At 65.3% G+C, this 25,658-nt stretch carries 22 protein-coding genes; 10 read left to right on the top strand and 12 right to left on the bottom strand.

The window, feature by feature from the left end; genetic code table 11:
* Nucleotide 1: 1 nt before the first annotated feature.
* Together JANGC3_RS31760 and JANGC3_RS0118745 are read right to left on the bottom strand one after the other, a co-directional pair.
* On the bottom strand, nt 2–571 hold the full coding sequence (locus JANGC3_RS31760) for a site-specific integrase (RefSeq protein ID WP_081611913.1): 570 nt from the start codon (nt 569–571) through the stop codon (nt 2–4).
* Between the two features lie 125 nt (nt 572–696).
* Nucleotides 697–2,040 (bottom strand): IS4 family transposase, encoded by a 1,344-nt coding sequence (locus JANGC3_RS0118745; protein WP_017875972.1) that lies wholly within the window; start codon nt 2,038–2,040, stop codon nt 697–699.
* Nucleotides 2,041–2,470: 430 nt separating this feature from the next.
* On the opposite strand from JANGC3_RS0118745, the gene JANGC3_RS32815 reads away from it, so the two are divergent.
* Complete coding sequence (locus JANGC3_RS32815; RefSeq protein WP_017878025.1) at nt 2,471–2,638, top strand: hypothetical protein; 168 nt, start codon at nt 2,471–2,473, stop codon at nt 2,636–2,638.
* 38 nt (nt 2,639–2,676) lie between these two features.
* Nucleotides 2,677–2,967: a 2Fe-2S iron-sulfur cluster-binding protein gene (locus JANGC3_RS0118735; RefSeq protein ID WP_017878024.1), complete on the top strand. Its 291-nt coding sequence runs from the start codon at nt 2,677–2,679 to the stop codon at nt 2,965–2,967.
* A 24-nt stretch (nt 2,968–2,991) separates the two neighbouring features.
* Here the strand turns inward: JANGC3_RS0118735 and JANGC3_RS0118730 are convergent, their stop codons facing one another.
* On the bottom strand, nt 2,992–3,297 hold the full coding sequence (locus JANGC3_RS0118730; RefSeq protein WP_026133170.1) for a hypothetical protein: 306 nt from the start codon (nt 3,295–3,297) through the stop codon (nt 2,992–2,994).
* Nucleotides 3,298–3,419: 122 nt separating this feature from the next.
* Here JANGC3_RS0118730 and JANGC3_RS0118725 point away from each other — a divergent pair, with 122 nt between their 5' ends.
* Both JANGC3_RS0118725 and JANGC3_RS0118720 read left to right on the top strand, forming a co-directional pair.
* A complete protein-coding gene (locus tag JANGC3_RS0118725) occupies nt 3,420–3,689 on the top strand; it encodes a MoaD/ThiS family protein (RefSeq protein ID WP_017878022.1) in 270 nt (89 codons plus the stop codon).
* A gap of 2 nt (nt 3,690–3,691) precedes the next feature.
* A complete protein-coding gene (locus JANGC3_RS0118720) occupies nt 3,692–4,780 on the top strand; it encodes a WD40/YVTN/BNR-like repeat-containing protein (protein WP_017878021.1) in 1,089 nt (362 codons plus the stop codon).
* A gap of 18 nt (nt 4,781–4,798) precedes the next feature.
* Here the strand turns inward: JANGC3_RS0118720 and JANGC3_RS0118715 are convergent, their stop codons facing one another.
* Nucleotides 4,799–5,404, bottom strand: coding sequence for a TetR/AcrR family transcriptional regulator (locus tag JANGC3_RS0118715; protein WP_017878020.1), 606 nt, complete (start codon nt 5,402–5,404; stop codon nt 4,799–4,801).
* A gap of 150 nt (nt 5,405–5,554) precedes the next feature.
* Here JANGC3_RS0118715 and JANGC3_RS0118710 point away from each other — a divergent pair, with 150 nt between their 5' ends.
* Nucleotides 5,555–6,613, top strand: a complete 1,059-nt coding sequence (locus JANGC3_RS0118710; protein ID WP_035788830.1) for an MBL fold metallo-hydrolase — start codon at nt 5,555–5,557, stop codon at nt 6,611–6,613.
* 85 nt (nt 6,614–6,698) lie between these two features.
* Here JANGC3_RS0118710 and JANGC3_RS0118705 read toward each other — a convergent pair whose 3' ends face one another.
* A complete protein-coding gene (locus tag JANGC3_RS0118705; protein WP_232429732.1) occupies nt 6,699–9,173 on the bottom strand; it encodes a TonB-dependent receptor domain-containing protein in 2,475 nt (824 codons plus the stop codon).
* Between the two features lie 257 nt (nt 9,174–9,430).
* On the opposite strand from JANGC3_RS0118705, the gene JANGC3_RS0118700 reads away from it, so the two are divergent.
* The 5 genes from JANGC3_RS0118700 (at nt 9,431) to JANGC3_RS0118680 (ending at nt 16,049) form a co-directional block, all read left to right on the top strand.
* Complete coding sequence (locus tag JANGC3_RS0118700; protein ID WP_017878017.1) at nt 9,431–10,438, top strand: LacI family DNA-binding transcriptional regulator; 1,008 nt, start codon at nt 9,431–9,433, stop codon at nt 10,436–10,438.
* Between the two features lie 198 nt (nt 10,439–10,636).
* On the top strand, nt 10,637–12,973 hold the full coding sequence (locus tag JANGC3_RS0118695) for a glycoside hydrolase family 65 protein (RefSeq protein ID WP_026133168.1): 2,337 nt from the start codon (nt 10,637–10,639) through the stop codon (nt 12,971–12,973).
* 18 nt (nt 12,974–12,991) lie between these two features.
* Complete coding sequence (gene pgmB, locus JANGC3_RS0118690; RefSeq protein WP_017878015.1) at nt 12,992–13,642, top strand: beta-phosphoglucomutase; 651 nt, start codon at nt 12,992–12,994, stop codon at nt 13,640–13,642.
* A gap of 81 nt (nt 13,643–13,723) precedes the next feature.
* The gene (locus JANGC3_RS0118685; protein ID WP_017878014.1) at nt 13,724–14,992 is read left to right on the top strand and encodes an MFS transporter; all 1,269 of its coding nucleotides are present in this window, start codon (nt 13,724–13,726) and stop codon (nt 14,990–14,992) included.
* Between the two features lie 40 nt (nt 14,993–15,032).
* Nucleotides 15,033–16,049, top strand: coding sequence for a substrate-binding domain-containing protein (locus JANGC3_RS0118680; protein ID WP_017878013.1), 1,017 nt, complete (start codon nt 15,033–15,035; stop codon nt 16,047–16,049).
* A gap of 14 nt (nt 16,050–16,063) precedes the next feature.
* On the opposite strand, the gene JANGC3_RS29605 is transcribed toward JANGC3_RS0118680, so the two are convergent.
* From JANGC3_RS29605 to JANGC3_RS0118645, 7 genes are all read right to left on the bottom strand, one after another.
* Nucleotides 16,064–16,672, bottom strand: a complete 609-nt coding sequence (locus JANGC3_RS29605; RefSeq protein ID WP_017878012.1) for a sarcosine oxidase subunit gamma — start codon at nt 16,670–16,672, stop codon at nt 16,064–16,066.
* Entirely contained in the window at nt 16,665–19,658 is a 2,994-nt protein-coding gene (locus JANGC3_RS0118670) for a sarcosine oxidase subunit alpha family protein (RefSeq protein ID WP_017878011.1), read from the bottom strand. The genes JANGC3_RS29605 and JANGC3_RS0118670 overlap by 8 nt, the downstream gene beginning before the upstream one ends.
* Nucleotides 19,655–19,963, bottom strand: coding sequence for a sarcosine oxidase subunit delta (locus tag JANGC3_RS0118665; RefSeq protein WP_017878010.1), 309 nt, complete (start codon nt 19,961–19,963; stop codon nt 19,655–19,657). The genes JANGC3_RS0118670 and JANGC3_RS0118665 overlap by 4 nt, the downstream gene beginning before the upstream one ends.
* 11 nt (nt 19,964–19,974) lie before the next feature.
* Complete coding sequence (locus tag JANGC3_RS0118660; protein ID WP_017878009.1) at nt 19,975–21,219, bottom strand: sarcosine oxidase subunit beta family protein; 1,245 nt, start codon at nt 21,217–21,219, stop codon at nt 19,975–19,977.
* 15 nt (nt 21,220–21,234) lie between these two features.
* Complete coding sequence (locus JANGC3_RS0118655; protein WP_017878008.1) at nt 21,235–22,611, bottom strand: L-serine ammonia-lyase; 1,377 nt, start codon at nt 22,609–22,611, stop codon at nt 21,235–21,237.
* A 17-nt stretch (nt 22,612–22,628) separates the two neighbouring features.
* A complete protein-coding gene (gene glyA / locus JANGC3_RS0118650; protein WP_017878007.1) occupies nt 22,629–23,888 on the bottom strand; it encodes a serine hydroxymethyltransferase in 1,260 nt (419 codons plus the stop codon).
* 253 nt (nt 23,889–24,141) lie between these two features.
* The gene (locus JANGC3_RS0118645) at nt 24,142–25,650 is read right to left on the bottom strand and encodes an alkaline phosphatase D family protein (RefSeq protein ID WP_017878006.1); all 1,509 of its coding nucleotides are present in this window, start codon (nt 25,648–25,650) and stop codon (nt 24,142–24,144) included.
* Nucleotides 25,651–25,658: the final 8 nt, after the last annotated feature.

Below are 25,658 nucleotides of genomic sequence, written 5' to 3'. Positions count from 1 at the left end.
GTTATTTTAGCTTTTTAGCCAAGTCTTCTGCGCGAAGATGGGTGTAACGTTTGAGCATATCCAACGTCTTATGACCGGTGATGGCGGCCACCTCCATCACGTTTAATCCTTTTTCAAATAGCCGGCTGGTCGCTTCGTGGCGCAAATCATGAAAGCGAAGTCCGGCGATATCGGCTCGGTGGGTTGCGCAAGCCCGTTCGAACGCTTGACTCATCGATTCAGCTTGTAGCGCAAACACTCGGCCGTTCTTCTTTGTGCCGAAACTCTTTAGCGCCTTGATGGCAGCTTTGGACAAGGGAACCGTGCGAGGGACATCAGTCTTTGTTTTGGGCAGGTGTGCAATCTGCTTTTTTAGGTCTATTTCTTCCCATATTAGGGAGGCTAACTCGTTCCGCCGCATCCCCGTTTCGACCGCTAAGGTGACGATAGTTCGCAGTTCAGATGATTCGGTAGCATCGAGAATCTTGACGATTTCCGCCGTGGTCACTCGGCGGTCACGACCTCTCGGCTTGGCTGGCTTGCGGACTTGTGCGGTCGGTAGCCCACCAGGCAGCGCGATTCCCCAATCCATAGACGCGGTTTTTAGAACGCGGTTCAGCAGGCTTATTTCGTGAATGACCGATTGAGGACCAACGACTTGTAGTCGCTGGTCTCGGAACTTTGCCACCTAGCTAGAGGCATGTCGTTATACATAAGTCAGCCCAGCCCGTCGCGGAGCGAGCGTAGTGTCTCGGCGGCAGCGAACACTTGATCAAGCCCGCGCCAGATTGTCTTGGCGCCCGGCTCGCCGTCGCTCTTGCGGCCGAGGAATCCGCCCAGCTGCGCAATCAGTCGCACAACCTCATTCAATGTCGGTGGATTGGCGGGCATCTTTTTCTTGGTCAATAGGTAGGCGCCGCGGATCTCGTCGGGATCGAAGAACAGCGATGCGTCCAGGTCTGGGCACGTTCGTCCCTTGCGCATCAGATACGTCACGCGCCAAGCTACCACCATGAACAAGGCCAAGGCACGCTCGAGGCGCTCAAAGCTCGACAGCTGTAGCGCCTCGACTTCGCAGCCGTTTTTCAGAACATGGAAATAAATTTCTATTTCCCAGCGCGCCCGATACCAGTTGATCAGTTCGACCGCTTGTTCTTGCGACGCGACGGTGCGGTTCGTCAGCAAACGCCATTCGATTGGCTTGACGCCAGCGGGCGCCCCTACTTCGCGCGCCACGACACAGGTGACGGTGATGCGCCCCTTGTTCCCATCCTTGATCTCGACCTCGCGCGCCCACAGTTGCTGGCGCACGGCACGCCCCTTCTGGTTTTCCCGCGAGCCGACGGCGAACGCGATCTCGCCCAGCGGCGCCCCTGCCGTCGTCGCCTCCCACAATTTGGCGCCATCCTCGTCGGGCAGGCAGCGGTTATGCTTGGCCCGCACCAGCCAGTCGGCCGGGGTGCCCAGATCGCGGGCGCAGCGCATCATTTCCACCATGTCCGCTTCGCGGTCGGCCACGTACACCAGTCGCGTTTCCGGCATTTTCGCCGCTATCTCCGCCACGCGCTGGTAGCCTTCAACCCAGCGCTTGCTCTCGATCAGGCCCGACCTGACGCCATCGGCGCCGCGCTTCTCGCGCGCCCACATCCACGCGTCGAGCACGCCAAGGGGCTCGCGCTGCGCCGTGACCACGTAAGTCGGGTGCAGGTACATGCCGCGCCGCGCTTCGTAATTGAGCGGCCCGAGCCCGTCGATCTCCTGTCCGTTGAAATCGAGCTCCGTTGAATCCTGGATGCACAACACCACCGGCTGAGCGCGCATGCGCTCCTCGGTACGCTCCCAGTGCGGGGCAAGTATGGCTTCCCATTCCACTTCGGCATTGCCCAAGAAGCGGTAGGCCGCGCAGGTTTCGCCCCAGCTATCACACGCATCCGGGATGCTGGCCGTCGGATTGGCCGAAAATCGTTCCATCATTCGCTTCGCCCTCTTGTTGAGGCGGGCATCGCCAAGATCCAGTCCCGCGAATTCTTGTTCCGTCCACTGTTGTGCTACCTTGGTCACGCGTCCGCCGAAATTCCGAGAGTAAACGCGAATTCGGCAAAGTTTACAACCCCTCTGCGCAACCCATTGAATGTAAACGGTTTTTCGGGGGCGTGTTAGTCGGCGCGGGAGATGTGTATAACGCTATGACGTAGAGCGCGTCACCCTATGGCATGAGAATTTTCTACAGACGAAGCGTATGACGGCAGCTAGACGCTCGATATTATCCACTTAGATATTTCTCTCACCTCGCTCAACCTCCCCGATTTAGGTTTGGTACAAATTCGCCCTCGCTGCTAGCTCTTCTTGGGAAAGCTTAGATTCCTCGCGGACGTGGCGAAAAGCAAGCCCTTTAGTCGGGTGGTCTCCACTCGGAGTTGGCGTCCGTTTTCCCACCTTGCTTGGGCAAGTCAAGTAGGATCTACCGACGGTGGCGGTTGCAGGGGGCTGGGTGTTTACCGACGCCGCCGATGCTTGCCTGTTCACCTTACTGGAGGAATGGGATTTGATTGCCGCCCACCAGATCCACATCGGGCGCTTGGTAACGTCCGGCGCCTGCGCCGGTATCGTCGCGCATTTGGCCAACGACCCGGTGAGTCATCACTACAAGCGGCGTTAGCACTCCGCTGCGCCGCACGGCTTGCTACACTGTCGGCCATGAGCGAAACATTCACCGTAAAAATTGAGCCGCAGGGCTGGCAGTTCGAGGCCGGCGCCGCCGAGTCCTTGCTGCTTGCCGCCGAGCGGGCCGGCGTGCGCCTGCTCAGCTCCTGCCGCAACGGCACCTGTCGCACCTGCCTGTGCCGTATGCTCGACGGCCGCGTCGGCTATCGCGTCGAGTGGCCGGGTTTGAGCCGGGAGGAAAAGCGCGACGGTTATATCCTGCCCTGCGTGGCGCTGGCCGAATCGGACCTGACGCTGGAAGCGCCCGGCGCCAGGAAGCGCTAGGAGGGAAGTAGCGACCAGCGCCGGCTAGGCGCCGCCGCGCAGGCGCAGCAGCAGCGCCTCGACGCTGTCGCTCATCGGCAGCCCGTGCTGGCGCAGCAGTTGCACGTGCAGGACCAGGTTTTCCAGCACCAGTTTGGCGGCCACGGCCAGCAAGGCCAGGTTGCGGTCTTCCTCGCTGAAACTTTCCATCGCGGCGGCCATCTCACACAGGTGGTTGGCGATCAGGCCGCGCAATTCCTGGTCGTTGAAGGGCAGGTCGGCGAAGTCGATCGGGTCGCTCAGCTCCACTTCCTGCATGAGTATTTCGAGTTGTTGCGGGGTAATCGACATCAGGCGGCTCCGGTTATCCACGTGGCCCCATTTTATGGCAAAGTGACATCGGCGCGGCCGTGATTCGCGCTAGAATTTGCTCTAGCGCGGCGCGCCTGCGCCGCGCCACGGTTGGAGGCGGGATGGCGCAACTTCATTTTACGCAGCAACTGGCGCGCTTCATGGCGCTGCCGCAGGTGCAGACCGACGCCGCGAACTTGCGCGCCGGCCTGGACACGGCCTTCGCCGCCCATCCCCGGCTGCGCGGCTACGTGCTCGACGAGCAGGGCCATTTGCGCGACAACGTCGTGATTTTTATCGACGGTCTGCGCAGCCGCGAGCGTATCCTGTTGAATGATCCGCTGCATGCGGACAGCAAGGTGTACATCCTGCAAGCACTCTCTGGAGGCTAGTCATGACCGAACGCGCTTATTTGGCCACCCGCAAGGGTTTGTTTGAACTGGCCGTCGACACCGGCCACTGGCGGCTGGCCGCGCTGTCCTTCCTCGGCGACCCGGTCTCGATGGTGCTGGCGGACCCGCGCGACGGCGCCTTGTACGCCGCCCTGAACCTGGGCCACTTCGGCGCCAAGCTGCACCGGCGCGACGCCGGCGGCGACGCCTGGACCGAGATCGCCACGCCGGCCTATCCGCCCAAGCCCGACGACAGCGCCGACCCGGTCGAGTGGAAGTTGCGCTTTATCTGGTCGCTGGCCGCCGGAGGCGCCGACGAGCCGGGCGTGCTGTGGGCCGGCACGCTGCCCGGCGGGCTGTTCCGTTCGGCCGACCGCGGCGACTCGTGGCAACTGGTGGAGGCGCTGTGGAACGTGCCGCAGCGCGCGCAATGGTTCGGCGGCGGCTACGACACGCCGGGCATCCACAGCATCTGCGTCGATCCGCGCGACAGCCGCAAGCTGCTGGTCGGCGTGTCCTGCGGCGGGGTCTGGCGCAGCGCCGACGGCGGCGCCAGCTGGAGCTTGAGCGCGACCGGCATGCGCGCCGATTACATGCCGCCGGAACAGGACGAGAACGAGGCGGTGCAAGACCCGCACCGCGTCGTGCGCTCGGACGGCGCGCCGGACTTGCTATGGTGCCAGCACCACAACGGCATCTGGCGCTCCGCCGACGACGGCAGGCAATGGGACGAGGTGCGCGAGGTGCCGCTGTCGAATTTCGGCTTTGCGGTGGCGGTCCATCCGCGCGACGGCGACGTCGCCTGGTTCGTGCCGGCCGCCGCCGACACGTTGCGCGTGCCGGTCGCCGCCGCGCTGGCCGTCACGCGCACCAGCGACGGCGGCAAATCGTTCTCGATTTTCCGCAGCGGCTTGCCGCAGGAGCATTGCTACGATTTGATGTACCGCCACGGCCTGGCGGTGGCCGGCGACGGCCGCACGCTGGTGATGGGCTCGACCACCGGCGGGCTCTGGCTGTCGGCGAATGGCGGCGAACACTGGCAGACGGTGTCGACCACGCTGCCACCGGTGTACGCGGTGTGCTTCGCCTAGGCGCAAGCGGCGAAGAAGCTAGGCGTAATAGGCCAAAAACATGTCGACGGCGGTCTCGACGATCTGCCGCTGCATGGCCGCGTCCGGCACCGGCAGGCCCAGCGTCACCTGCGGCCAGAACGCGAAGGTCTTCAACTGCCCCTGCAGCACGTGCGAGGCGAACTGGACATCGGCCGGCTTCAGGCGGCCGTCCTGCTGCGCCGCACCGATCCAGTTGCTGATGCCGCTGTCCTTCTCGCTGATTTTCGCCACCATCGCCTGGGCCCGCTCGGGCGAATGGATGGTTTCGGCGATCGCCACCCGCGCCAGGTCAAGGAAATTGCCGTCGGTCAGCATTTGCATCTTTTGCCACATCAGTGCCAGCAACTGCCCGCGCATCGGCGCGTCGGCGCGGTAGGGCACGGGCGGCTGCGTGGCGCTGTTGTCCCACAGGCGCGTCAGGATTTCGGAGAACAACTCGTCCTTGCTGGGGAAATGGTTGTACACGGTGCGCTTCGACACGGCGGCGGTGGCGGCGATCTTGTCCATGCTAGTCGCCTCGAAGCCGTTGGCGCGGAACTCGGCAATGGCGGCGTCGACGATGGCCAGGCGCTTGCGGTCGGTCAGGCGTTGCGGTGATGACATGGGAAGCATTCTGCGATAGGTGAACAAGTATTTTACACCCGCCGGTTTACTTTGCTTAAAATAGGAACTACACTGTGTAGTGTATATAAATTTCAGGCACACATTTGCGCTCCATCCTGCGCCGCAGTCTCATTGGGAGTCTTGATCACCATGCGCTATTCCACCGCCCCCGCCGCCGACCTCGCCCTCGAGCGCGCCTTCGCCACGCCGGCCTCGCAGCGGCAGGACGGCAAATACCGCAACGCGGCGCCGCGCCACAAGCTGGGCTGGGTGAAGACCATGAAACTGATGGCGACGTTCCTGTTCAACAAACCGGCGCACACCGTGCCGAGCAAGCCGATTCCGGTGCATGCGCTGAGCCGGGCGCAACTGCTGGCGGCGCCCGACCACAGCCTGTTCCGCCTGGGCCACTCGACCATGCTGCTCAAACTCAACGGCAATTTCTGGCTGACCGACCCGGTGTTTTCCGAGCGCGCCTCGCCGGTGCAGTGGGCCGGCCCGAAGCGCTTCCACCAGCCGCCGATCAGCATCGCCGACCTGCCGCCGATCAAGGGCGTGATCTTGTCGCACGACCACTACGACCACCTCGACCACGCCGCCATCCTCGAACTGGCGGCCAAGACCGAGCACTTCGTCACGCCGCTGGGCGTGGGCGACACCCTGATCGAATGGGGCGTGCCGGCCGCCAAGGTGCGCCAGATGGACTGGTGGCAATCGACCAGCATCGCCGGCGTCACACTGGTGGCGACGCCGTCGCAGCACTTCTCCGGCCGCAGCCTGTTAGACGGCAACAAGACCCTGTGGGCCTCGTGGGTCATCCAAGAGCGCGACCTGAACGTGTTCTTCAGCGGCGACTCCGGCTACTTCGACGGCTTCCGCACAATCGGCGAACAATACGGCCCCTTCGACGTCACCCTGCTGGAAACCGGCGCCTACGACAAACAATGGCCGGACATCCACATGCAGCCGGAAGAAACCTTGCAGGCGCACCTGGACCTGAAGGGAAACTGGCTGCTGCCGGTACACAACGGCACCTTCGACCTGGGCCTGCACATCTGGCACGAACCGTTCGACCGCATCGTCGCGTTGGCGGCCAAGCGCGGCGTGGCGATCGCCACCCCCGAAATGGGTGAAACCGTCAACCTGCGGCAGCCGGACCCGGGCCGGAAATGGTGGCTCACAGTCGTCGAACAAGAAACCGCCCAGTGACGGTCGACGCCTTGTTGGCGGGCAAAAAAAAGCAAGGCTGGATAGCCTTGCAAAAGGTACTTCGGAGTGAAACTGGCGCTAAGGCTTAGAAGCGGTACAGCACCGACGCTTCGATCGCGCGGCCGAACAGCGGACGGGCGTTGATCGGGCCGCTGCCGCCGGTGGTCAGGCGCGAGTTGCCTTCGGTGAGGCCGATGGTGTTGTTGACGTTGGTCGCGTTGAGCCGCAGTTCGATGTTCTCGCCGATCGAGGCCAGCATGCCCAGGTCGAGCGTGCGGTAGGCCGGCAGGTATTGCAGGTTGGCCTGGTCGGCCCAGCGCTCGCCAATCGAGGTGTAGGTGCCGTACAGTTTCAGCGCGTTGTCGCCCAGCGGTATGGTGTACGTCGGCGTCAGGCGAAATTGCAGTGTCGGCTGGCGCTGCACGGTGTTGTCGACGGTGGCCGGATTGTCCTTGTATTTGGACACCTGGTAGTCGCCGGTCAGGGCGATTTGCAGGTTTTGCAGCGGCCGCACCGCCACTTCGAATTCCAGGCCGTTGCCGCTGGAGCCGCTCACCGAGTTCAGCGTGGTGCCGTTGGCCAGGATTTGCGAGAAGGCGATGCCCTTGAACTCGGTGTGGAAGGCGTTCACGTAGGCGCTGTAGAACTTGCTGGCGGTCTTGAAGCCGATTTCCAACTGGGTCACTTTCGGCGTCGGCAATACGCTGCGGTCGTTGGCCGTGGCCCGGCTACCGGCGCCGCGCAGGTCGTCGAAGGAGACGAAGGTGTGGCCGGTGTTGGCGCGCACGAACACGCTGCTGTCCTTGGCCAGTTTGTAGTTGCCGCCGACGGTGAAGGAATTGGCCGAGTCGGTCCGGTCAATCGCGGTGTTCGAACCCGACGGCATCGAGGTGTTGTTGTTGTAGAGCGTCAGCGGGTTGCCGTCGGTGTCGCCCGAGCGCAGGTTCGAGATGCTCGCGTTGAGGCGCTGGCGCTCGCGGCGGAAGCCGGCGTCGACCTTGACGCGGTCGTTGATTTTCCATTCGTCGGCCAGGAACAGGGCGGTGTTGCAGCCGTCGTAACTGGCCACCGGCGCGTAGTTGATCGGGCCTTCCTTGCCGCGGTTGGCGACGATGGCGCCGTTGTCGAGCTTGACGTTGATCAGACTGGCGTTGGGCACCGCGCTCATCAGGTGGCTGTTGCCCAGATACCAGACGTCGTCGGACGAGTAGTCGGCGAGGTAGGCGCCCACCGTGACGGTGTTGTCCTTGAACAGTTCGCGGCTGACGCGCAGCTCGTCGCTGAACGATTTCAATTTCTTTTCCACCGACCACAGGCCGGCCTGCACCACTTGCTGGTCGGCCGCCACGGCGGCGCCGTTCAGATAGCTGGCCGCGGCCGAGCCGGCCAAGCGGCCGCCGGCGGCCGCGACCACGGCGGCGTTGCCGTTGGCCGAGCGGATGGCGGCGGCGTTGTAGTCCGCCATCGACAGCGGGTTGTTGCCGGTGAACATGGAGATGGTGTTCAAGTCGCCGTCGAAGTGGTTGAACTTGTTCGTCACGTTCCATTCGCCGATTTTCTGCTCGTATTCGGCGCCCAGCACGCTCGCCTTCAGGCCGCGGCCGTCGGCCAAGTCGCGCGCCAGCGTCGTGCCGGGCGCCGTTTCCAGCGTGAATTGGCGCATTTCGGCGCTCATCAGCGTGCCTGTCAAAGGGTCGAAGCCGGGGAAGGCGCTGATGCTGTGGCCGTTGTCGGCCGAGACCAGCGGCACCCCGGTATAGAAGGCGTTCTTGTCGCGGGTGGCGCGGGCGTAGACGCTCACTTCGCCCTGGGCGAGCTTGCGCGTCAGCGTGCCGCTCAGCTGGCGGCCGTCGTCGGCGCGGAATTGCGCGTCGCGCACGCCGTTGGTGACGCGGTAGAAGCCGCCGAGCGAGGCGTACCAGCCTTCGCCGAGCTTGCCGCTGTAGAAGGCGTCGACGCGGCGGGTGTTGCCGGTGCCGGTGGTGGCGCGCACGCTGCCCTCGGCCGTGTCGCCGCCTTTTTTCAGAATGAAGTTCATGGTCGCGCCGGGCTGGCCGTTCGAGTAGATGGTGCTCGGACCGCCGCGCAGCACTTCGACGCGCTCGATGGTGTCGTCGAGCCGGAACACCGACGAGCCTTCGTAGAACGACAGCGTCGGCGGCGGGAAGATCGGGCTGCCGTTCATTTGCACCGAGACGAACGGCGAGTCGCTGCCGGACGGGAAGCCGCGCACTTCGATGTTGGCGCCGGACTGGCCGCCGGTCGATTCGGCGTAGACGCCGGGCACCAGTTTCATGATGTCGGCGGTGCTGCTGGGCGCCGCCGATTTGAGTTGTTCTTCGTTGGCGGTGGTAATCGAGTACGAGGAGTCGATCTTGCGCACGCCGCCGGCGGCCGAGGTGCCGGTGACGACGACTTGCTGGACTTCGGCGGCGAGCGCGTCCTTGGCCGGCGCGGCCGCCTCGGCGTTCTGCGCCTGGGCTTGTGGCTGGTTGATCAGTGTCAGCACGGCGAGGGTCACCGCGGACAGCGCGAGGGTGTTGTGGCTTTTCATATGCATACCTTCTTTTTTTGTAATCATTTGTCGTCTCCCGGACGGCGCCCCAGGCGGTTCCCGTCCCCATCTTGCGCACTCCCGCCGGTCTGCGGCGGACCCGCCGGATTTTTGGCGGATGCGAAAGAATGGCCATTGAATCAAGAAATGATATCGATGTCAATCCAAATGATATCGATGTCATTAAATGAGACAACTTGCAAAAACCTGTCATAATGCGTCCGCAGTCCTGCTACAGTTCCGTACCAACCAAAGAGTGATGAATGCCTTCGAACAACATCGGTGTGCGCAAAAGCGAGTCCGGCCTGACGATGGAAGACCTGGCCCGCCTGGCCGGGGTCTCCAAGATCACGGTTTCCCGGGCGCTGCGCGACAGCCCTTTGGTGACGCTGGAGACGCGCGAGAAAGTGCGCCGGATCGCCAACGAGCAGGGCTACCGCTTGAACGTGAGCGCGCGCAATTTGCGCATGCGCCGCAGTTACTCGGTGGCGGTGGTGGTCGAGATGACGCCCGTCAAGGGCCGGCCGATGTCGGACCCGTATCCGCTTGAGCTGCTCGGCGGTATCACGCAGGAGCTGACGACGGCCGGCTACAGCGTGGTGCTGACCTCGAAGCAGTTGATGGACACCGCGCCGGTGCAGGGCGCCGACGGTTTGATCCTGCTGGGCCAGGGTTCGCACGGCGAGGCGGTGCGCTTCCTGCAGAAGGCCGGCCTGCCGCTGGTGGTGTGGGGCGCGCCGGAGGCCGGCGCCGACTACATCGTGGTCGGCAGCGACAACCGCAAGGGCGGCGTCAGCGCCGCCAAGCGCTTCCTCGAACAGGGCCGCAAGCAGTTGATTTTCCTCGGCGACGTCGACCATGCCGAGGTGCAAGAGCGCTGCGCCGGTTTCATCGAGGCAATGGGCGGCCAGGCGATGGTGCATATCGTGCGCCCGAAGGCCTTCACCTTCGAGGCCGGTTTCGACAGCGTCGCGGCGCTGTTGAAAAAGAAGGGGGCCGGGTTCGACGGCCTGTTCGCCGCCAGCGATTTGCTGGCGATGGGCGCGATCCGCGCGCTGGCCGAAAAGCGGTTGCGGGTGCCGGAGGACGTGTCGGTGATCGGTTACGACGACACGCCCGGCGCCGCCAGCTTCGTGCCGCCGCTGACCAGCGTGCACCAGTACCTGCGCGACGGCGGGGTGCTGTTGGCGCGAAAAATGTTGGGCCTGATTCACGGCGACAACGTCACGTCTGAGATGCTGCCGACCACCTTGATGGTGCGCCAGACCTGATTGAGGTGGCGCGGCGCGCTGGATGGGACTTCGCTTGCGCCGGAGCGTCGGCTGACGCCGTGCCGGCTAAGCCGACCTACGGGACGCGCTTGCTGTAGTTTCTCCTTGTAGTACACCACGAACAAAACCGGCCTTGTCTTTTTTGCATAAAATTCAAACCGGTTTGAATTATTCAACCCAGCGTAAAAGGAATGTACCGTGCACTCGTCCGCCAAGCCCAAACACAGCTATCCCCTCGATGCCTGGTGCATCCGCGAGACGTCGTTTGATACGCAATCGCATTTTCTCGATGAAACCTTGTTCGCGCTGGGCAACGGCTATATCGGCCTGCGCGGCAGCCACGAGGAGGGTTACAGCGGACCGGCCGGCACCTCGCTCGACGGCACCTACCTGAACGGTTTCTACGAGTCCGAGCCGATCCACTATCCGGAGGCGGCGTTCGGCCTGGCCAAGACCAACCAGTTCATGCTCAACGTGCCCAACGGCAAGGGCATCGGCCTGTGGATCGAGGACGAGCGCTTCGACCTGCTGCAGGGCACTGTCGAAAAATACGAGCGTACGCTGGACTTCCGCACCGGCGTGCTGCACCGCGCGCTGCAATGGAAGTCGAAGAAGGGCCGGCGCGTGTCGATCGTCAGCCGGCGCGTGGTGTGCTTCGAGCACAAGCACCTGTTCGCGATGGAATACGTGGTGACGCCGCTGAATTTCTTCGGCCGCGTGCGGCTGGTCTCGACCCTCGACGGCGCCGTCAAAAACCTCGAGGCCGGCGACGACCCGCGTATCGGCTCGTCCGTCTCCGGCCCGGCGCTGCACCTGGTCGACAGCGACCAGGAGGAACATTTTTCGGCGCTGTTGCAACGCACCGGCAACAGCGGCTTCTCGCTGGTCAGCGCCACCGCGACCGAGTTGCGGCACGCCGGCCCGCACGCGCTGCGGCTGCTGAAAAACGGCCAGCGCCTGGAGCAGTCCTACGAGGTGCAGGCCGACGAGGGGCAGGCGGTGCGCCTGACCAAGTTCGGCTGCTATTACTCCTCGCGCGACTATCCGGCCAAGGAATTGATGTGGCGCAGCCGCGACGCGCTGGCGCAGGCGCAGGCGAGCGGCTTCGACGCGCTGCTGCTGGAACAGGCGCAGTACCTGGCCGATTTCTGGCAGCGGGCCGACGTCGAAATCGCCGGCGACGACGCGCTGCAGCAGGGCATCCATTTCAACCAGTTCCACCTGCTGCAATCGGTGGGGCGCGACGGCAAGACCAATATCTCGGCCAAGGGCGTCACCGGCGAGGGCTACGAGGGCCACTATTTCTGGGACACGGAGATTTATATCTTCCCGTTCTTCCTGTACAGCAAGCCGGACATCGCCAGGAAACTGCTGGAGTACCGCTACGCCGGCCTGGGCAAGGCGCGCGAACGCGCCCGCCAGATGTCGCACGACAAGGGCGCGCTGTATCCGTGGCGCACCATCGCGGGCGAGGAATGCTCGGCCTACTTCCCGGCCGGCACCGCGCAATACCATATCAACGCCGACATCGCCTATTCGATCAAGCTGTACTTCGAGGCCACCGGCGACGACGACTATATGCTGCGCTGCGGCGCCGAAATCCTGATGGAGACGGCGCGCATCTGGCTCGGCATCGGCAGCTACGACCGCGGCGGGCGCTTCTGCATCAACCAGGTGACCGGGCCGGACGAGTACACGGCGCTGGTCAACAACAACTACTACACCAACGCGATGGCGCGCATGCACCTGAACTTCGCCGCCGACGTCGCCGCGCGCATCGCCGCGGCGCAGCCGGGCGAGTTCGCGCGCATCGCCGGCTTGATGGCGCTGGACGCCGCCGAGCCGGAGGAATGGCGCCGCGCCGCCGGCCTGATGGCGCTGCCCTACGACGTGGCGCTGCAAATCCACGCCCAGGACGACAGCTTCCTGTCGAAAAAAGTGTGGGATTTCGCCAACACGCCGAAGGAAAACTACCCGCTGCTGCTGAACTACCACCCGATGGTGATCTACCGCCACCAGGTCTGCAAGCAGGCCGACGTGGTGCTGGCGCTGCTGCTGCTGAGCGAGGAATTCTCGCTGGAGGACAAGCGCCGCGACTTCGACTACTACGAGCCGGTCACCACGCACGACTCGTCGCTGTCGTCCTGCATCTACAGCATCATCGCCTCGGAGATCGGCTACCACCGCAAGGCCTACGACTTCTTCATGGAGACCGCGCGGCTGGACCTGGACGACACCCACGGCAACACCCACTACGGCGTGCACACGGCGGCGATGGCCGGCACCTGGATGGGCGTGGCCTATGGCTTCGCCGGCATGCGCGTGGTCAAGGGCGCGCTGCGCTTCGCGCCGACGCTGCCGGCGCAGTGGCGCCACTACACCTTCAAGATTCACTTCAAGGGCGCGCTACTGCAGGTGCGGGTCGAACCCGGCCGCACCGAGTACCGCCTGCTGCAGGGCGAGGCGCTGAGTTTTGCGCACCGCGCCGAGGCGCTTGAATTGACACTGTCCGCGCCGGTGCTGTCGCGCGCGTAAAACCAAAGGGGAAAAACCATGCGTCCAAGCCGATTCAAAGCTGTTATCTTCGATCTCGACGGCGTCATTACCGACACCGCCCACTACCACTTCCTGGCCTGGAAGCGGCTGGCGGAAGCGGTCGGCGTGCATTTCGACTGCGCCTTCAACGAGCAACTCAAGGGCATCGACCGGATGGGATCGCTCGACCTGATCCTGGCGTCGTCGGGGCGCGCGTTCATGCCGACGCAAAAGCTGGCGCTGGCCGAGGCCAAGAACCTGCACTACCGCCAGCTGATCGAGACCATGTCGGCCAACAACCTGCTGCCGGGCGCGATGGAGGCGCTGATGAAGGTCCGCGCGGCCGGCATGAAGGTCGGCCTGGCCTCGGTCAGCAAGAACGCCTTCACGGTGCTGGAGCGGCTCGGCATTACCAGCGACTTCGACTACGTGGTCGACGCCTCGCGCATCGCCAGGGGCAAACCGGACCCGGAGATTTTCCTGAAGGCGGCGGCGGAACTGGGCGTGGCGCCGGCCGACTGCCTCGGCGTCGAAGACGCGGTGGCCGGCGTGGCGTCGATCAAGGCGGCCGGCATGTACGCGCTCGGCGTCGGCCTGCCCGAGGTGCTGACGCAGGCCGACCTGGTCATTTCCGGGCTCGACCGGTTCGACCTGAACGTCTACCAGTAAGCTAAGGCGCCACATCAATTTTCCTCATACTAAAAAATACAATAATAAGAAAAACCAATATGACAAACCTACGGAGACACCGTGAAAAACCAACGCATATTTTTTATCCTGTTCCTGATCTATTTCGTCTTCGCCATCCTGCTCAACAGCGTCGGGACGGTGATTTTGCAAGTCATCGGCAACTATGACGTGAGCAAGGCCGGCGCCAGCGCGCTGGAGGGCTTCAAGGACTTGCCGATCGCCGTCGTATCGTTCCTGCTGGCCTCGTTCCTGCCGCGCATCGGCTACAAAAAGGCCATGCTGGCCGGGCTGGCCATCGTCACCGGCGCCTGCGTCGCGATGCCCCTGTTGCCGTCGTTCCTGACCACCAAGATGCTGTTCCTGTGCGTCGGCGTGGCGTTCGCGCTGATCAAGGTGTCGGTGTATTCGACCTTGGGCCTGATCGCCAACGACCGCCGCCAGCACGCCAGCATCATGAACACGCTGGAGGGTTTTTTCATGGTCGGCGTGCTCAGCGCCTACTGGGTGTTCGGCTACTTCATCGACTCCGGCGACCCGAAGTCGCAGAGCTGGCTGCAAGTGTACTGGCCGCTGGCGGCGCTGTGCGCGCTGACCTTCCTGCTGTTGCTGGCGACCCCGTTCGACGAAGCCGGCGCGCAGTTGCCGGCCGGGCGCAGCGTTGCGCAAGACTTCGCCGCGATGATCAAACTGTTCTTCAAGCCGTTGGTGTGCGTGTTCGTGCTGACCGCCTTCCTGTACGTGCTGATCGAGCAGAGCGTCGGCACCTGGCTGCCCACCTTTAACAATGAAATCCTGAAACTGCCGACCGCCATGAGCGTGGAAGTGACCAGCATCTTCGCCGCCTGCCTGGCCGTCGGGCGCCTGTCGGCCGGCGTGTTGATGCGCAAGCTGAACTGGTATCCGGTCATGAACGGCTGCGTCATCGGCATGGCCGCGATGGTGCTGCTGGCGCTGCCGCTGACGCACAACGTGGTGCTCGACCCGAACGTGACCTGGGCCACGGCGCCGGTGGCGACCTTCCTGTTTCCGCTGATCGGCCTGTTCATGGCGCCGATTTACCCGGGCATCAACTCGGTCATGCTCAGCTCCCTGCCGAAGAACCAGCACTCGTCGATGACCGGCTTGCTGGTGATCTTCTCGGCCTTGGGCGGCACCACCGGTTCGCTGGTCACCGGCTACGTATTTGGCAACTTTAGCGGCCACTTCGCGTTTTATCTGACCCTGGTGCCGATTTCAATTGTGCTGATAACGTTGTTTTTCTTCAAAAAGGCGGTAGAAGAGGGGCAGGCGGAGGCCGGGCAGTCGGCTATAATCGGCACCCGGGGCTAGGTTTTTCGACATCCTAAGCCCACATCCAGACTGTTCCCAAATGAATCTCAAGAGCCTCGCAATCGCCCTCGGCATGTCGAAAACGACCGTAAGCCGCGCTTTGAACGGCTATCCGGAGGTCAATTTCCGCACCCGCGAGCGGGTGCTGGCGGCCGCCAAGGAAGTCGGCTACGAGGCCAATCCAATGGCCCGCAGCCTGGCGGTGGGGCGCTCGAACGTGGTCGGCATCATCTACCCGTTGTTGCCGACCGACCTGGGCGACGCCATGTTCCTCGGCGTCGTGGCCGGCATGTCGGAGGCGCTGGAGGCGAAGAAGATGAACCTGATCATCGCCCCGGTGTCGCCGCACAACGAGCAGCCCTCGTACGAGCACATGGTGCGCGGCAAGCGCGTCGACGGCCTGGTGGTCGGCCGCACCCTGGTGCACGACGAGCGCATCGCCTACCTGAGCCGGGCCGGCTTTCCCTTCGTCGCCCACGGCCGCACCCAGAGCGAGACGCCGTACGCCTGGTTCGACTACGACAACGAGGCCGGCATCCGCCTCGGCGTCGAGCGCCTGCTCGGGCTGGGCCACCAGCGCATCGCCCTGGTCAGCGCGCCGCTCGAACTGAATTTCGCGCGCCAGCGCAAGGACAGCTTCGTGCGGTCGATGGCCGCGGCCGGCCTGGCGATCGACCCGCGCCACCTGATCGAGAACACGCTGGACCGCCGCACCGGCTACCAGGCCATGCAGCAATTGCTGGCCTGTTCGCCGCGGCCGACCGCCGTCATCGTCGACAACCACCTGTCCGGCGTGGGGGCGGTGCGCGCGCTGCTCGACGCCGGCATCGACATCGGCAAGGACATCTCGGTGATCGTCTGGGGCAGCGTCGAAGACACCCTGGTCGGCTCGAACGTCACCACCATCGACCAGCCGGAGCCGCGCCAGGCCGGCGCCAAGATGATCGACATGCTGCTGTCGCTGCTAGGCGGTACCCCGCCGTCGCAGTTGCAAGTGCTGTGGCAGCCGATCCTGCTGCCCGGCGTCACCGTCGGCGTCTGCACGCAGCGCGTGTAGCGGGCGGTTGGCGTTCATAAAAAACGGCGCCTGACCAGGCCGCACTCCTGCGTGCCGCGCTCCAGCATCAGCCAGAAGTAAGCGGTGAAACTGCTGCGCACCAGTACTTCGTACGTGGGCGCCGCGTCGGTTTGCCACAGCCAGACCGAGGTTTTAAAGAACAGCGAGCCGGCGCTGGAGCCGGTTTGGAACACCCGCGGATGCAAGTCCAGCGGGCAGCCCTGGGCCAGCACCTCGCGCACCGGCGGGCCGCTCAGGTGCAGCACGGTATACCCGCCGCTGACGTCGGTCACCGCGTGGTGGATGCCGGCCAGCGCCGTGCGCAGCCGCGCTTCGATGGCCGCCGCCCGGCCCTTGGGGCCGACGACAAACCACTCGTCCGGGCCGGCCCAGACCAGCCGGAACACGGCGTCGGCCACGCTGGTGCAGGGTTGCACCGGCAACTCCAGGTTCAGCGCCTGCGCCACCGCAGCGCGAAACGCCGGGTCGTCGGCGTTGCCGCGCAGGTTGACGATCGCCAGTCCCGTGTGCCAGCCGGCCAGCAAGGCCCGGTCCGACGCGGCGGTGGTGGCGGCCGGCGAGCCGGCGCCGGGTAGCGCCGCGCGCTGTAGGGTTTCAAACATGTTGACGCTCCGATTGAGGATCGAGGAAGACCGGGCTGGTGATGGTGGCGGTGGCGCTGCGGCCGTCGCGCATCGAGACGTGCACGCGTTCCCCCATCCGGCTCGCACCGCCCTTGACGAGCGCCATCGCGATCGATCGGTCGAGCGTCGGACTCATATAGCTGGAGGTGACGTGGCCCACCATGGGCGCCGGAATGGTGCGCGGCGCGTCGTTCAAAATCTGCGCGCCTTCGGACAGGACGAAGCGCGGGTCGTCGGTCAGCAGGCCGACCAGCTGCTTGCGGTCGGCGCGTTGGGTGTCGGCGCGCGCCAGCGAGCGCTTGCCCAGGCAATCCTTGGTCTTGGTCACCAGGCCGCCCATGCCGAGATCGATAGGGCTGACCGAGCCGTCGGTGTCCTGGCCGATGATGATGTAGCCTTTCTCGGCGCGCAGCACGTGCATGGTTTCGGTGCCGTAGGGCGTGACGCCGAACTCGGCGCCGGCGCCGTGCATCGCCTCCCACACCCGCAGGCCGTCGTTGGCCGCCACGTTGACCTCGTAGCAGCGCTCGCCGGAAAAGCTGATGCGCATGACGCGCGCCTTGACGCCGGCGAGCGTGCCCTCGCGGTAGGACATGAAGGGGAAGGCGGCGTCGTCGAAGTCGATATCCCGGCAAATCTTCTTCAGCAGGGGCCGGCTCTTGGGGCCGGCCACGATGCTGGTCGACCAGTGGTCGGTGGCGCTGGTCAGGTAGACCTTCAGGTGCGGCCATTCGGTTTGCAGCCAGCGTTCCATCCAGGCCAGCACGCGCGCCGCCCCGCCCGAGGTGGTGTGCATCAGGTAGTGGTGTTCGGCCAGGCGCACCGTCACGCCGTCGTCGAAGACCATGCCGTTTTCATCGAGCATCAGTCCGTAGCGGCACTTGCCGATCTCCAGCTTGGACCAGGCGTTGCTGTACACCCAGTTGAGCAGCGTGGTGGCGTCCGGCCCCTGGATGTCGATCTTGCCCAGCGTCGAACCGTCGAGCGTGCCGACGCCGTTGCGCACCGCCAGCACCTCGCGTTTGACCGCCGCGTGCAAGTCCTCGCCGTTCCTCGGGTAATACCAGGGGCGCTTCCATTGCCCGACATCCTCGAACAGCGCGCCATGCCTGACGTGCCACTCGTGGATCGGGGTGGTGCGGATCGGATCGAACGCGTCGCCCAGCTCCAGCCCGGCCACGGCGCCGAAGGTGACCGGCGTGTAGTTCGGGCGGAAGGTGGTGGTGCCAACCTGCGCAATGGTCTTGCCGAGCGCTTGCGCGGCGATGCCCATGCCGTTGATGTTGCCGGTCTTGCCCTGGTCGGTGCCAAAACCCATCGCGGTATAGCGTTTGACGTGCTCGATCGATTCGAACCCTTCGCGGATGGCGAGGTGGATGTCGGAGGCGGCCACATCGTTTTGCAAATCGACGAACTGTTTCGGGGCGCGACTCGCGCCGCGCGCGTGCGGCACCAGCCAAAGCGGGCGCAGCTCGCCGGCGTCGCTTGAGGCGACGTTGGGGGCGCCCTTGTCGACGGCCGTGAAGCCGAGCTTTTGCACGCTGGCGACGCCGGCGGCGAAGCCGTCCCGGGCGCAGTCGCGCAAGGTCAGCATGCCTTGGCAGGCGCCCGCCGAGCGCTCCGATTGGGCCGGCTTGCCGGGCAAGAAGGCCGCCCGTTGCTCGTCCCATATGGCCTTGCTGCCGGCCTGGCATTGCAGGTGGATCACCGGGCTGAAGCCGCCCGACAAGGCCACCAGGTCGCAGGCCAGCGTGCTTGCGGCACCGCTTAAACGTCCTTGCGCGTCCATCGCCTGCACCATGACGGCGCTGACGCGCTTGCCGCCGCGCGCCTCGGTGACGACGTGGCCGGCCAGGATCTTGATGCCGGCGTTGTTGGCGCGCTGGCTCAGCGAGCCGCTAGCCGTGGCGCGCGCGTCGACCACCCGAACCTCGGCGCCGGCGTCCTTCAGGGCCAGGGCGGCGTCGTGGCCCGCGTCGTTGTTGGTAAAGACCACGGCGTTGCGGCCCGGCAGCACGGCATAGCGGCGCACATAAATCGACACGGCGCCCGCCAGCATCACGCCCGGCAGGTCGTTGTTGCTGAACACGAGCGGGCGCTCGTGCGCGCCGGTGGCCAGCACGACTTGCTTGGCGCGCACCCGCCACAGCCGCTCGCGGAACAGCGGCGCCTGTCCGCTCGGAAGGTGGTCGGCGCGGCGCTCGGCCAGCGCCAACAGATCGTGGTCCAGGTAGCCGAAGGCCGTGGTGCGTGGCAACAAGATGAGCTCGGGCATCGCGGCCAGTTCGGCCAGCGCGCGCGCCACCCACTGCGCCGCCGCGAGCTGGTCGACCATCTCGTTGCTCGACAGCAGCCAGCCGCCGGGTTCGGCCTGTTCGTCGCACAGGATCACGCGGGCGCCGGAGCGGCCCGCCGCCAGCGCCGCCGTCAAGCCGGCGATGCCGGCGCCGACCACCAGCACGTCGCAATGCGCGTAACGCTTGTCGTAGCGGTCCGGATCGCCCTCGGAGGGTGAAGTGCCGAGACCGCTCGCGGCGCGGATGTGCTTTTCGAAAAAGTGCCAGGCCGCCTGCGAGGCCATGAAGGTTTTGTAATAAAAGCCGGTCGGTATCAGGCGCGAGAACAGGCCGCCGAGCGCCTTGACGTCGAACTCGACGCTCGGGCTGGCGTGGATCGAGCGCGCGTTCAAGCCCTCGACCAGGGCCACCTCGGTCATGCGCGCGTTGGGCACGGTGCGGGCGCCGTCGAACAACTGCACCAAGGCGTTCGGCTCCTCGACGCCGGCCGACAGGATGCCGCGCGGACGGTGGTACTTCCAGCTGCGCGCGACCAGCGACACGCCGTTGGCCAGCAAGGCCGACGCCAGGGTGTCGCCCTCCAGGCCCCGGTAGGCGCGGCCGTTGAAGGTGAAGTTCAGCACGCGCCGGCGGTTGACCCGGCCGCCGCTGGACAGGCGCGCGCTCATTGCGCGGCCCGGGCGTGGACATGGGCGGCGGCCGCCGCCGGCGCCGGCTCGCCGATCTTCCAGACGGCCTCGAAACGGTAGCTCACGGTGTCGCGCAGCGCGTTGAACCAGCGCCCGCAGCCGCTTGAGTGGCGCCACTGCTCGTGGTGCAGCCCCTTGGGGTTCCGGCGCATGAAGACGTAGTCGCCCCACTCGGCGTCGGTCATGGTGTCGCTGGCGGCGGGACGGACGATGCCGCCTTCGCCGCCGCAGGTGAATTCGGTTTCGGCGCGCGCGCCGCACCAGGGGCAGTTGATTTGTAACATGGTAGTGATTCCTAGTGTGCGACGCCGGCCGCGCCGTGCTCGTCGATCAGGCGGCCGGTGTGGAAGCGATCCAGGCACAGCGCTTCATTGAGCGCGTGCGGCCGGTCTTGCGCGATGGTGTGCGCCATGGCCCAGCCCGAGCCGGGCGTGGCCTTGAAGCCGCCGGTGCCCCAGCCGCAGTTGATGTACAGCCCTTTGACCGGCGTCAGCCCGATGATGGGGCAGGCGTCGGGCGAGACGTCGACGATGCCGCCCCACTGGCGGTTCATGCGCACGCGGGAAAACAGCGGGAACATCTCGACAATCGCCTGCAACGTGTGTTCGATGGTGTGGTAACTGCCGCGTTGCCCGTAGCCGTTGTACTGGTCGACGCCGGCGCCGATGACCAGGTCGCCCTTGTCGGACTGGCTGATGTAGGCGTGGATGGCGTTGCTCATCACCACGTTGGGGAAAATCGGTTTGAGCGGCTCCGACACCAGCGCCTGCAGCGGCCGGCACTCGATCGGCAGGCGGATGCCGGCCATGCCGGCCACCACGCTGGAGTGGCCGGCGGCGACGATCGCCACTTTCTTGGCCTGGATAAAGCCTTTGGCGGTCTCGACGCCGACCACCGCCCCGCCATTGCGGCGGATGCCGGTGACTTCGCAGTTCTGGATGATGTCCACGCCAAGCGCGTCGGCCGCCCGCGCGTAACCCCAGGCGACGGCGTCGTGGCGCGCCACGCCGCCGCGGCGTTGCAGCGACGCGCCGAGCACCGGGTAGCGGGTGTTCAGGTTAATAAAGGGAATCATCTGCTTGATCTGCGCCGGCGTGACGACCTCGCCGTCGACGCCGTTGAGCCGGTTGGCGTTGACGCGGCGCTCGATGTCGCGCATGTCTTGCAGGCTGTGGCCCAGGTTCATCACGCCGCGCTGGCTGAACATGACGTTGTAGTTGAGCTCCTGCGACAGCCCTTCCCACAGCTTCATCGACTTTTCGTACAGCGCCGTCGATTCGTCCCACAGGTAGTTGGAGCGCACGATGGTGGTGTTGCGCGCCGTGTTGCCGCCGCCCAGGTAGCCGCGTTCGACCACCGCGATATTGCGCAGGCCGTGCTCCCTGGCCAGGTAATACGCCGTCGCCAGGCCGTGGCCGCCGGCGCCGATGATGACCACGTCGTATTCACGCCTGGGATCGGGCGAGCGCCATTGTTTTTCCCAGCCCTCGTGGTAAGACATGCTGTTGCGCAGCAGCGACCAGATAGAAAATTTTTGCATAGTAGCTTCCGGGTATCAGCACTCAACGATGTTGACGGCCAGCCCGCCGCGCGAGGTTTCCTTGTATTTGGTTTTCATATCGGCGCCGGTCTCGCGCATGGTCTTGATGACCTTGTCGAGCGAGACGAAATGCGTGCCGTCGCCGCGCAGCGCCATGCGCGCGGCGTTGATGGCCTTGACCGAACCCATGGCGTTGCGTTCGATGCAGGGGATTTGCACCAGGCCGCCGACCGGGTCGCAGGTCAGCCCGAGGTTGTGCTCCATGCCGATTTCCGCGGCGTTTTCGACCTGCTCGGGCGAGCCGCCCATGGCCTGCACCAGGGCGCCGGCGGCCATCGAGCAGGCCACGCCGACTTCGCCCTGGCAACCCACCTCGGCGCCCGAAATGGAGGCGTTCTCCTTGTACAGGATGCCAATCGCCGCGGCGGTCAGCATGAAGTCGACGACGCCCTGGTCGTTGGCGCCGGGCACGAAGCGCGTGTAGTAATGCAGCACCGCCGGCACGATGCCGGCGGCGCCGTTGGTGGGCGCCGTGACGACGCGGCCGCCGGCGGCGTTTTCCTCGTTGACGGCGAGGGCGTAGAGGTTGATCCAGTCCATGATTTGCAGTGGGTCGCTCAACGCCGCCTCGGGATGCGCCGTCAGGTCGCGGTACAGGTCGGCGGCGCGGCGCTTGACCTTGAAGCCGCCGCGCAGCACGCCCTCGGTGGCGATGCCGCGCCGCACGCAGGCCTGCATGACGCCCCAGATGTGCAGCAGGCCGGCGCGCACCGCGTCGGCGTCGCGCCAGGTCAGCTCGTTGTGCCACATCAGCTGGGCGATGGACAGGCCGCTGTCGCGGCAACGCTGCAACAACTCGTCGCCGCTTGAAAACGGATAGGGAACCCTTTGCTGGTGTGGCAGCAGCGCCGCTTGGCCCTGCGCGTCCTGGTTGACGACGAAGCCGCCGCCGACCGAGAAGTAGGTTTTCTCCAGCAGGGTCGCGCCGCCGGCGTCGTAGGCGTACAGGCGCATGCCGTTGGGGTGGAAGGGCAGGCTTTTGCGCAGGAACAGCAAGTCTTCCCGTTCGTCGAACGCGACCGGGTGCGAGCCGAGCAGATTCAGGCTGCGCGACTCGCGCACGCGCTGCACCCGCGGCGCGATGGCGTCCGGATCGATCAGGTCGGGCGCTTCGCCTTCCAAACCCAGCAGCACGGCCCGGTCGCTGCCGTGGCCCTTGCCGGTGGCGCCGAGCGAGCCGTAGAGTTCGCAGCGGACGCGCTGCACGGCGTCCAGCCAGCCGCCGTCGCGCAGCGCGCCGGCGAACATGCAGGCGGCGCGCATCGGTCCGACGGTGTGCGAACTGCTCGGGCCGATGCCGACTTTGAACAGGTCGAAAACGCTGAGTGACATGGAGTGGCTCATGGTGTTCAGCCGTACACGGGGAAGGCGGCGGTCAGTTCGGCCACGGCCGCCCGCACGCGTACCATCAGCGCCTCGTCGTCCGGGTGGTCCAGCAAGTCGGCGATCAGGTGTCCCACCTGGCGCGCCTCGGCCTCCTTGAAGCCGCGGGTGGTCATGGCCGGCGAGCCCAGGCGCACGCCGCTGGTCACCAGCGGCTTTTCCGGGTCGTTCGGGATCGCGTTCTTGTTGACGGTGATGTGGGCCCGGCCCAGCAGCGCCTCGGCGGCCTTGCCGGTCATGCCCTTGGCGCGCAGGTCGACCAGCATGACGTGGCTTTCGGTGCGGCCCGAAACGATGCGCAAACCGCGTTGCACCAGCGTCTCGGCCAGCGCCGCGGCGTTTTTCACCACCTGCCGTTGATATGCCTTGAATTCAGGTTGCAGCGCCTCCTTGAAGGCGACCGCCTTGGCGGCGATGACGTGCATCAGCGGGCCGCCCTGCAAGCCGGGGAAGATCGCGCTGTTGATCGCCTTTTCATGCTCCGGGCGCATCAGGATAATGCCGCCGCGCGGACCGCGCAGGCTTTTGTGGGTGGTGCTGGTGACGATGTCGGCGTGCGGGATCGGGCTGGGATATTCGCCCGCCGCGATCAAACCGGCGTAGTGCGCCATGTCCACCATCAGCAAGGCGCCGACGTCTTTCGCCACCTTGGCGAAACGCTCGAAATCGATGCGCAGCGCATACGCCGAGGCGCCGGCGATGATGATCTTGGGACGGCTCTCGTGGGCCTTGCGCTCCATCGCGTCGTAGTCGATTTCCTCCTTGTCGTTGAGGCCGTAGCTGACCGCGTTGAACCACTTGCCGCTCATGTTCAGCGCCATGCCGTGCGACAGGTGGCCGCCCTCCGCCAGGTTCATGCCCATGAAGGTGTCGCCCGGCTTCATAAAGGCCATGAACACGGCTTCGTTGGCCTGCGCGCCCGAGTGCGCCTGCACGTTGGCCGCCCAACCATGGGTATCGGCGTCGAAAAGCCGCTTGACCCTGTCGATGGCGAGCTGTTCAGCCTGGTCGACGAATTCGCAGCCGCCGTAGTAGCGGCGGCCGGGATAGCCTTCGGCGTACTTGTTGGTGAGCTGGCTGCCTTGCGCGCTCATCACCGCCGGCGAGGTGTAGTTCTCGCTGGCGATGAGTTCGATGTGCCGCTCCTGGCGGGCGTGTTCCCGTTGGATGATGGCCGACAGGTCGGGGTCGACGGCTTGGAGGGTTTGCTGGCTATAGCTGAACATGGTGTGGGCCCTATGTGGATCGGAGGAGTCGATGTGGCTCAAATCTTCGCAGACAAGCGTGGCGGGCGCCGTGAGTAATGCGTCAACAAATACGCGTATTACGACATCGCTGCGCGAATTTTATTGAGTGCGGGAGGGGGGGCGCGGCGGCCGCGCCGGGGCGCGCAGCTCGCGCGGGCTGGCGCCGAGGGATTGTCTTACCGTCCGGGCGAAGTGCGCGCTGTCGTGGAAGCCGCACTCAAGTCCGACCTGCTTATTTGACCACGTGGATGGTCTTGGTATACGGCAGATCCTCGCCCTCGACCCACCAGTTGGCCCAGATGCGCTTTTCCGCCGACTGCTGCGGCAGGTCGGGCTCCAGGCTGAGGAAGTTGCGCGCGCCGATGTAGCGGTGCGAGGTGCCGGGGAATTCAAACATGGTCGCGGTGATGCCGCGGTCGACGGTCTCGACGCGGGCGCCAACGTGCTCGAGGTAGAACAGCGCCATCGCCGGCGGCGCCGGGTGGACGATGCCGGACGAGGTCAGCTGGTTGATGACGTTGGCGTTGGCCGGCACGTCGCGGCGCTGCGCCTGGATCACGCCGACGGCGCCGACGTGGACGTCGCCCGACAGTACCGTGACCCGGCCGCCGGTGCCGGCCGACCAGTCGAGCAGGCGGTGGATCAGGCGCAGCCGTTCCTGCCGGTGCGAGCGGCTCAGCCAGTGGTCTTGCAAATCGTCTTCCAGTTCCTGCCGGCCCGGCAGGGCGCACAGCAGCGTTTCCAGCGTCGAGAAGTCGGGGTGGACCACTGGAATGCTCGACATCACCAGCAGGTGGTCGCAATTTTTTTGCTTGTCGAGCCAGGCGTAGGCGGCGTGCCACGCCGCGGCGCCCATCACGGTGGTTTTGCTGCGCTCGCTGCGCAGGTCCAGCGCCAGGATGGCGTAGCCGCCGACCCGCAGGCCGTAGCTGAAGCCGGGCTGGTTCGGCAGCAGCGGCAGCGGCGGCGTGGCGGCGTTGGCGTGCAGCTGGAACAGCTGGAAATACGCGCGGGCGATCGCGTAAATGCCCTGGTACACCGGGCTGGCCTGCTGCTCGGCCGGGTAGGAGCCCCAGCCGTCGAAGATGTCGTGGTCGTCCCACATCATCACCGTCGGCACGCTCGCCATCATGGCGGCCACTTCCGGCTGGCTCCAGCGTTCCAGGTAGTTTTCAAGGAAAAAGCCGTCGACTTGCGCGCGCAACTCGTCGGGGAAGGGCGCGGCGTTGCGCTCGCGGCCGGACAGGCCGGCCCATGTCTTCAGGCCGCGCAGTTCCTGCCACATGCTGTCGCTATAGATCTGGTCGCCGCCCATCAACAGCAGGTGGTAGGGCCGCTCACCGTGGCGCAGCCGCATGGTGGTCCACAGCGCGTTCTTGTCCTGCACCTGCTTCATCAGCTTGGCGTCGGAAAAGCCGTTGCAGGAGGTGTAGGCGCAGGTCGGCGCGCCGCCGGCGGGCGGCACCATAAAGATATACTCGACGCTACCGACGGTGTAGCGTATTTCCTGCTGCGCCGCTTTCTGCGCAATCGCGAAGCGGTAACGCCAGACCGTGTACCCGCTCTTTTGCTGGCGCCGCTCGCCGAGCGAGACCGCGCCGATCGCATCCCATTTGTCGCCGTCGTAGACCAGCACCGCCGGCGCGGGTTCGCCGCCGCCGCAGACTACCAGCGCGCTGACGCTCCAGAGGTCGTCGTCGACGCCGCAAAATTTCAGAATCGGTCCCAGCGCAACAGCCATCGCAATCT

The sequence above is a fragment of the Janthinobacterium sp. CG3 genome (assembly GCF_000344615.1).
In the GTDB taxonomy this organism is placed as follows: domain Bacteria; phylum Pseudomonadota; class Gammaproteobacteria; order Burkholderiales; family Burkholderiaceae_D; genus Janthinobacterium.
Note: the sequence above shows the minus strand (reverse complement) of the source record. Positions and strands in the feature narration are given on the sequence as shown.

Bases quoted from the DNA above. Each gene is read 5' to 3' on its own strand.
- JANGC3_RS31760 (WP_081611913.1), bottom strand. From the start codon at position 571: ATGGATTGGGGAATCGCGCTGCCTGGTGGGCTACCGACCGCACAAGTC.
- JANGC3_RS29605 (WP_017878012.1), bottom strand. From the start codon at position 16,672: ATGTTTGAAACCCTACAGCGCGCGGCGCTACCCGGCGCCGGCTCGCCG.
- JANGC3_RS0118660 (WP_017878009.1), bottom strand. From the start codon at position 21,219: ATGCAAAAATTTTCTATCTGGTCGCTGCTGCGCAACAGCATGTCTTAC.
- JANGC3_RS0118700 (WP_017878017.1), top strand. From the start codon at position 9,431: ATGCCTTCGAACAACATCGGTGTGCGCAAAAGCGAGTCCGGCCTGACG.
- JANGC3_RS0118670 (WP_017878011.1), bottom strand. From the start codon at position 19,658: ATGAGCGCGCGCCTGTCCAGCGGCGGCCGGGTCAACCGCCGGCGCGTG.
- JANGC3_RS0118680 (WP_017878013.1), top strand. From the start codon at position 15,033: ATGAATCTCAAGAGCCTCGCAATCGCCCTCGGCATGTCGAAAACGACC.
- JANGC3_RS0118710 (WP_035788830.1), top strand. From the start codon at position 5,555: ATGCGCTATTCCACCGCCCCCGCCGCCGACCTCGCCCTCGAGCGCGCC.
- JANGC3_RS0118725 (WP_017878022.1), top strand. From the start codon at position 3,420: ATGGCGCAACTTCATTTTACGCAGCAACTGGCGCGCTTCATGGCGCTG.
- JANGC3_RS0118655 (WP_017878008.1), bottom strand. From the start codon at position 22,611: ATGTCACTCAGCGTTTTCGACCTGTTCAAAGTCGGCATCGGCCCGAGC.
- JANGC3_RS0118705 (WP_232429732.1), bottom strand. From the start codon at position 9,173: ATGCATATGAAAAGCCACAACACCCTCGCGCTGTCCGCGGTGACCCTC.
- JANGC3_RS0118720 (WP_017878021.1), top strand. From the start codon at position 3,692: ATGACCGAACGCGCTTATTTGGCCACCCGCAAGGGTTTGTTTGAACTG.
- JANGC3_RS0118645 (WP_017878006.1), bottom strand. From the start codon at position 25,650: ATGGCTGTTGCGCTGGGACCGATTCTGAAATTTTGCGGCGTCGACGAC.
- JANGC3_RS0118730 (WP_026133170.1), bottom strand. From the start codon at position 3,297: ATGTCGATTACCCCGCAACAACTCGAAATACTCATGCAGGAAGTGGAG.
- glyA (WP_017878007.1), bottom strand. From the start codon at position 23,888: ATGTTCAGCTATAGCCAGCAAACCCTCCAAGCCGTCGACCCCGACCTG.
- JANGC3_RS0118735 (WP_017878024.1), top strand. From the start codon at position 2,677: ATGAGCGAAACATTCACCGTAAAAATTGAGCCGCAGGGCTGGCAGTTC.
- pgmB (WP_017878015.1), top strand. From the start codon at position 12,992: ATGCGTCCAAGCCGATTCAAAGCTGTTATCTTCGATCTCGACGGCGTC.
- JANGC3_RS0118715 (WP_017878020.1), bottom strand. From the start codon at position 5,404: ATGTCATCACCGCAACGCCTGACCGACCGCAAGCGCCTGGCCATCGTC.
- JANGC3_RS0118665 (WP_017878010.1), bottom strand. From the start codon at position 19,963: ATGTTACAAATCAACTGCCCCTGGTGCGGCGCGCGCGCCGAAACCGAA.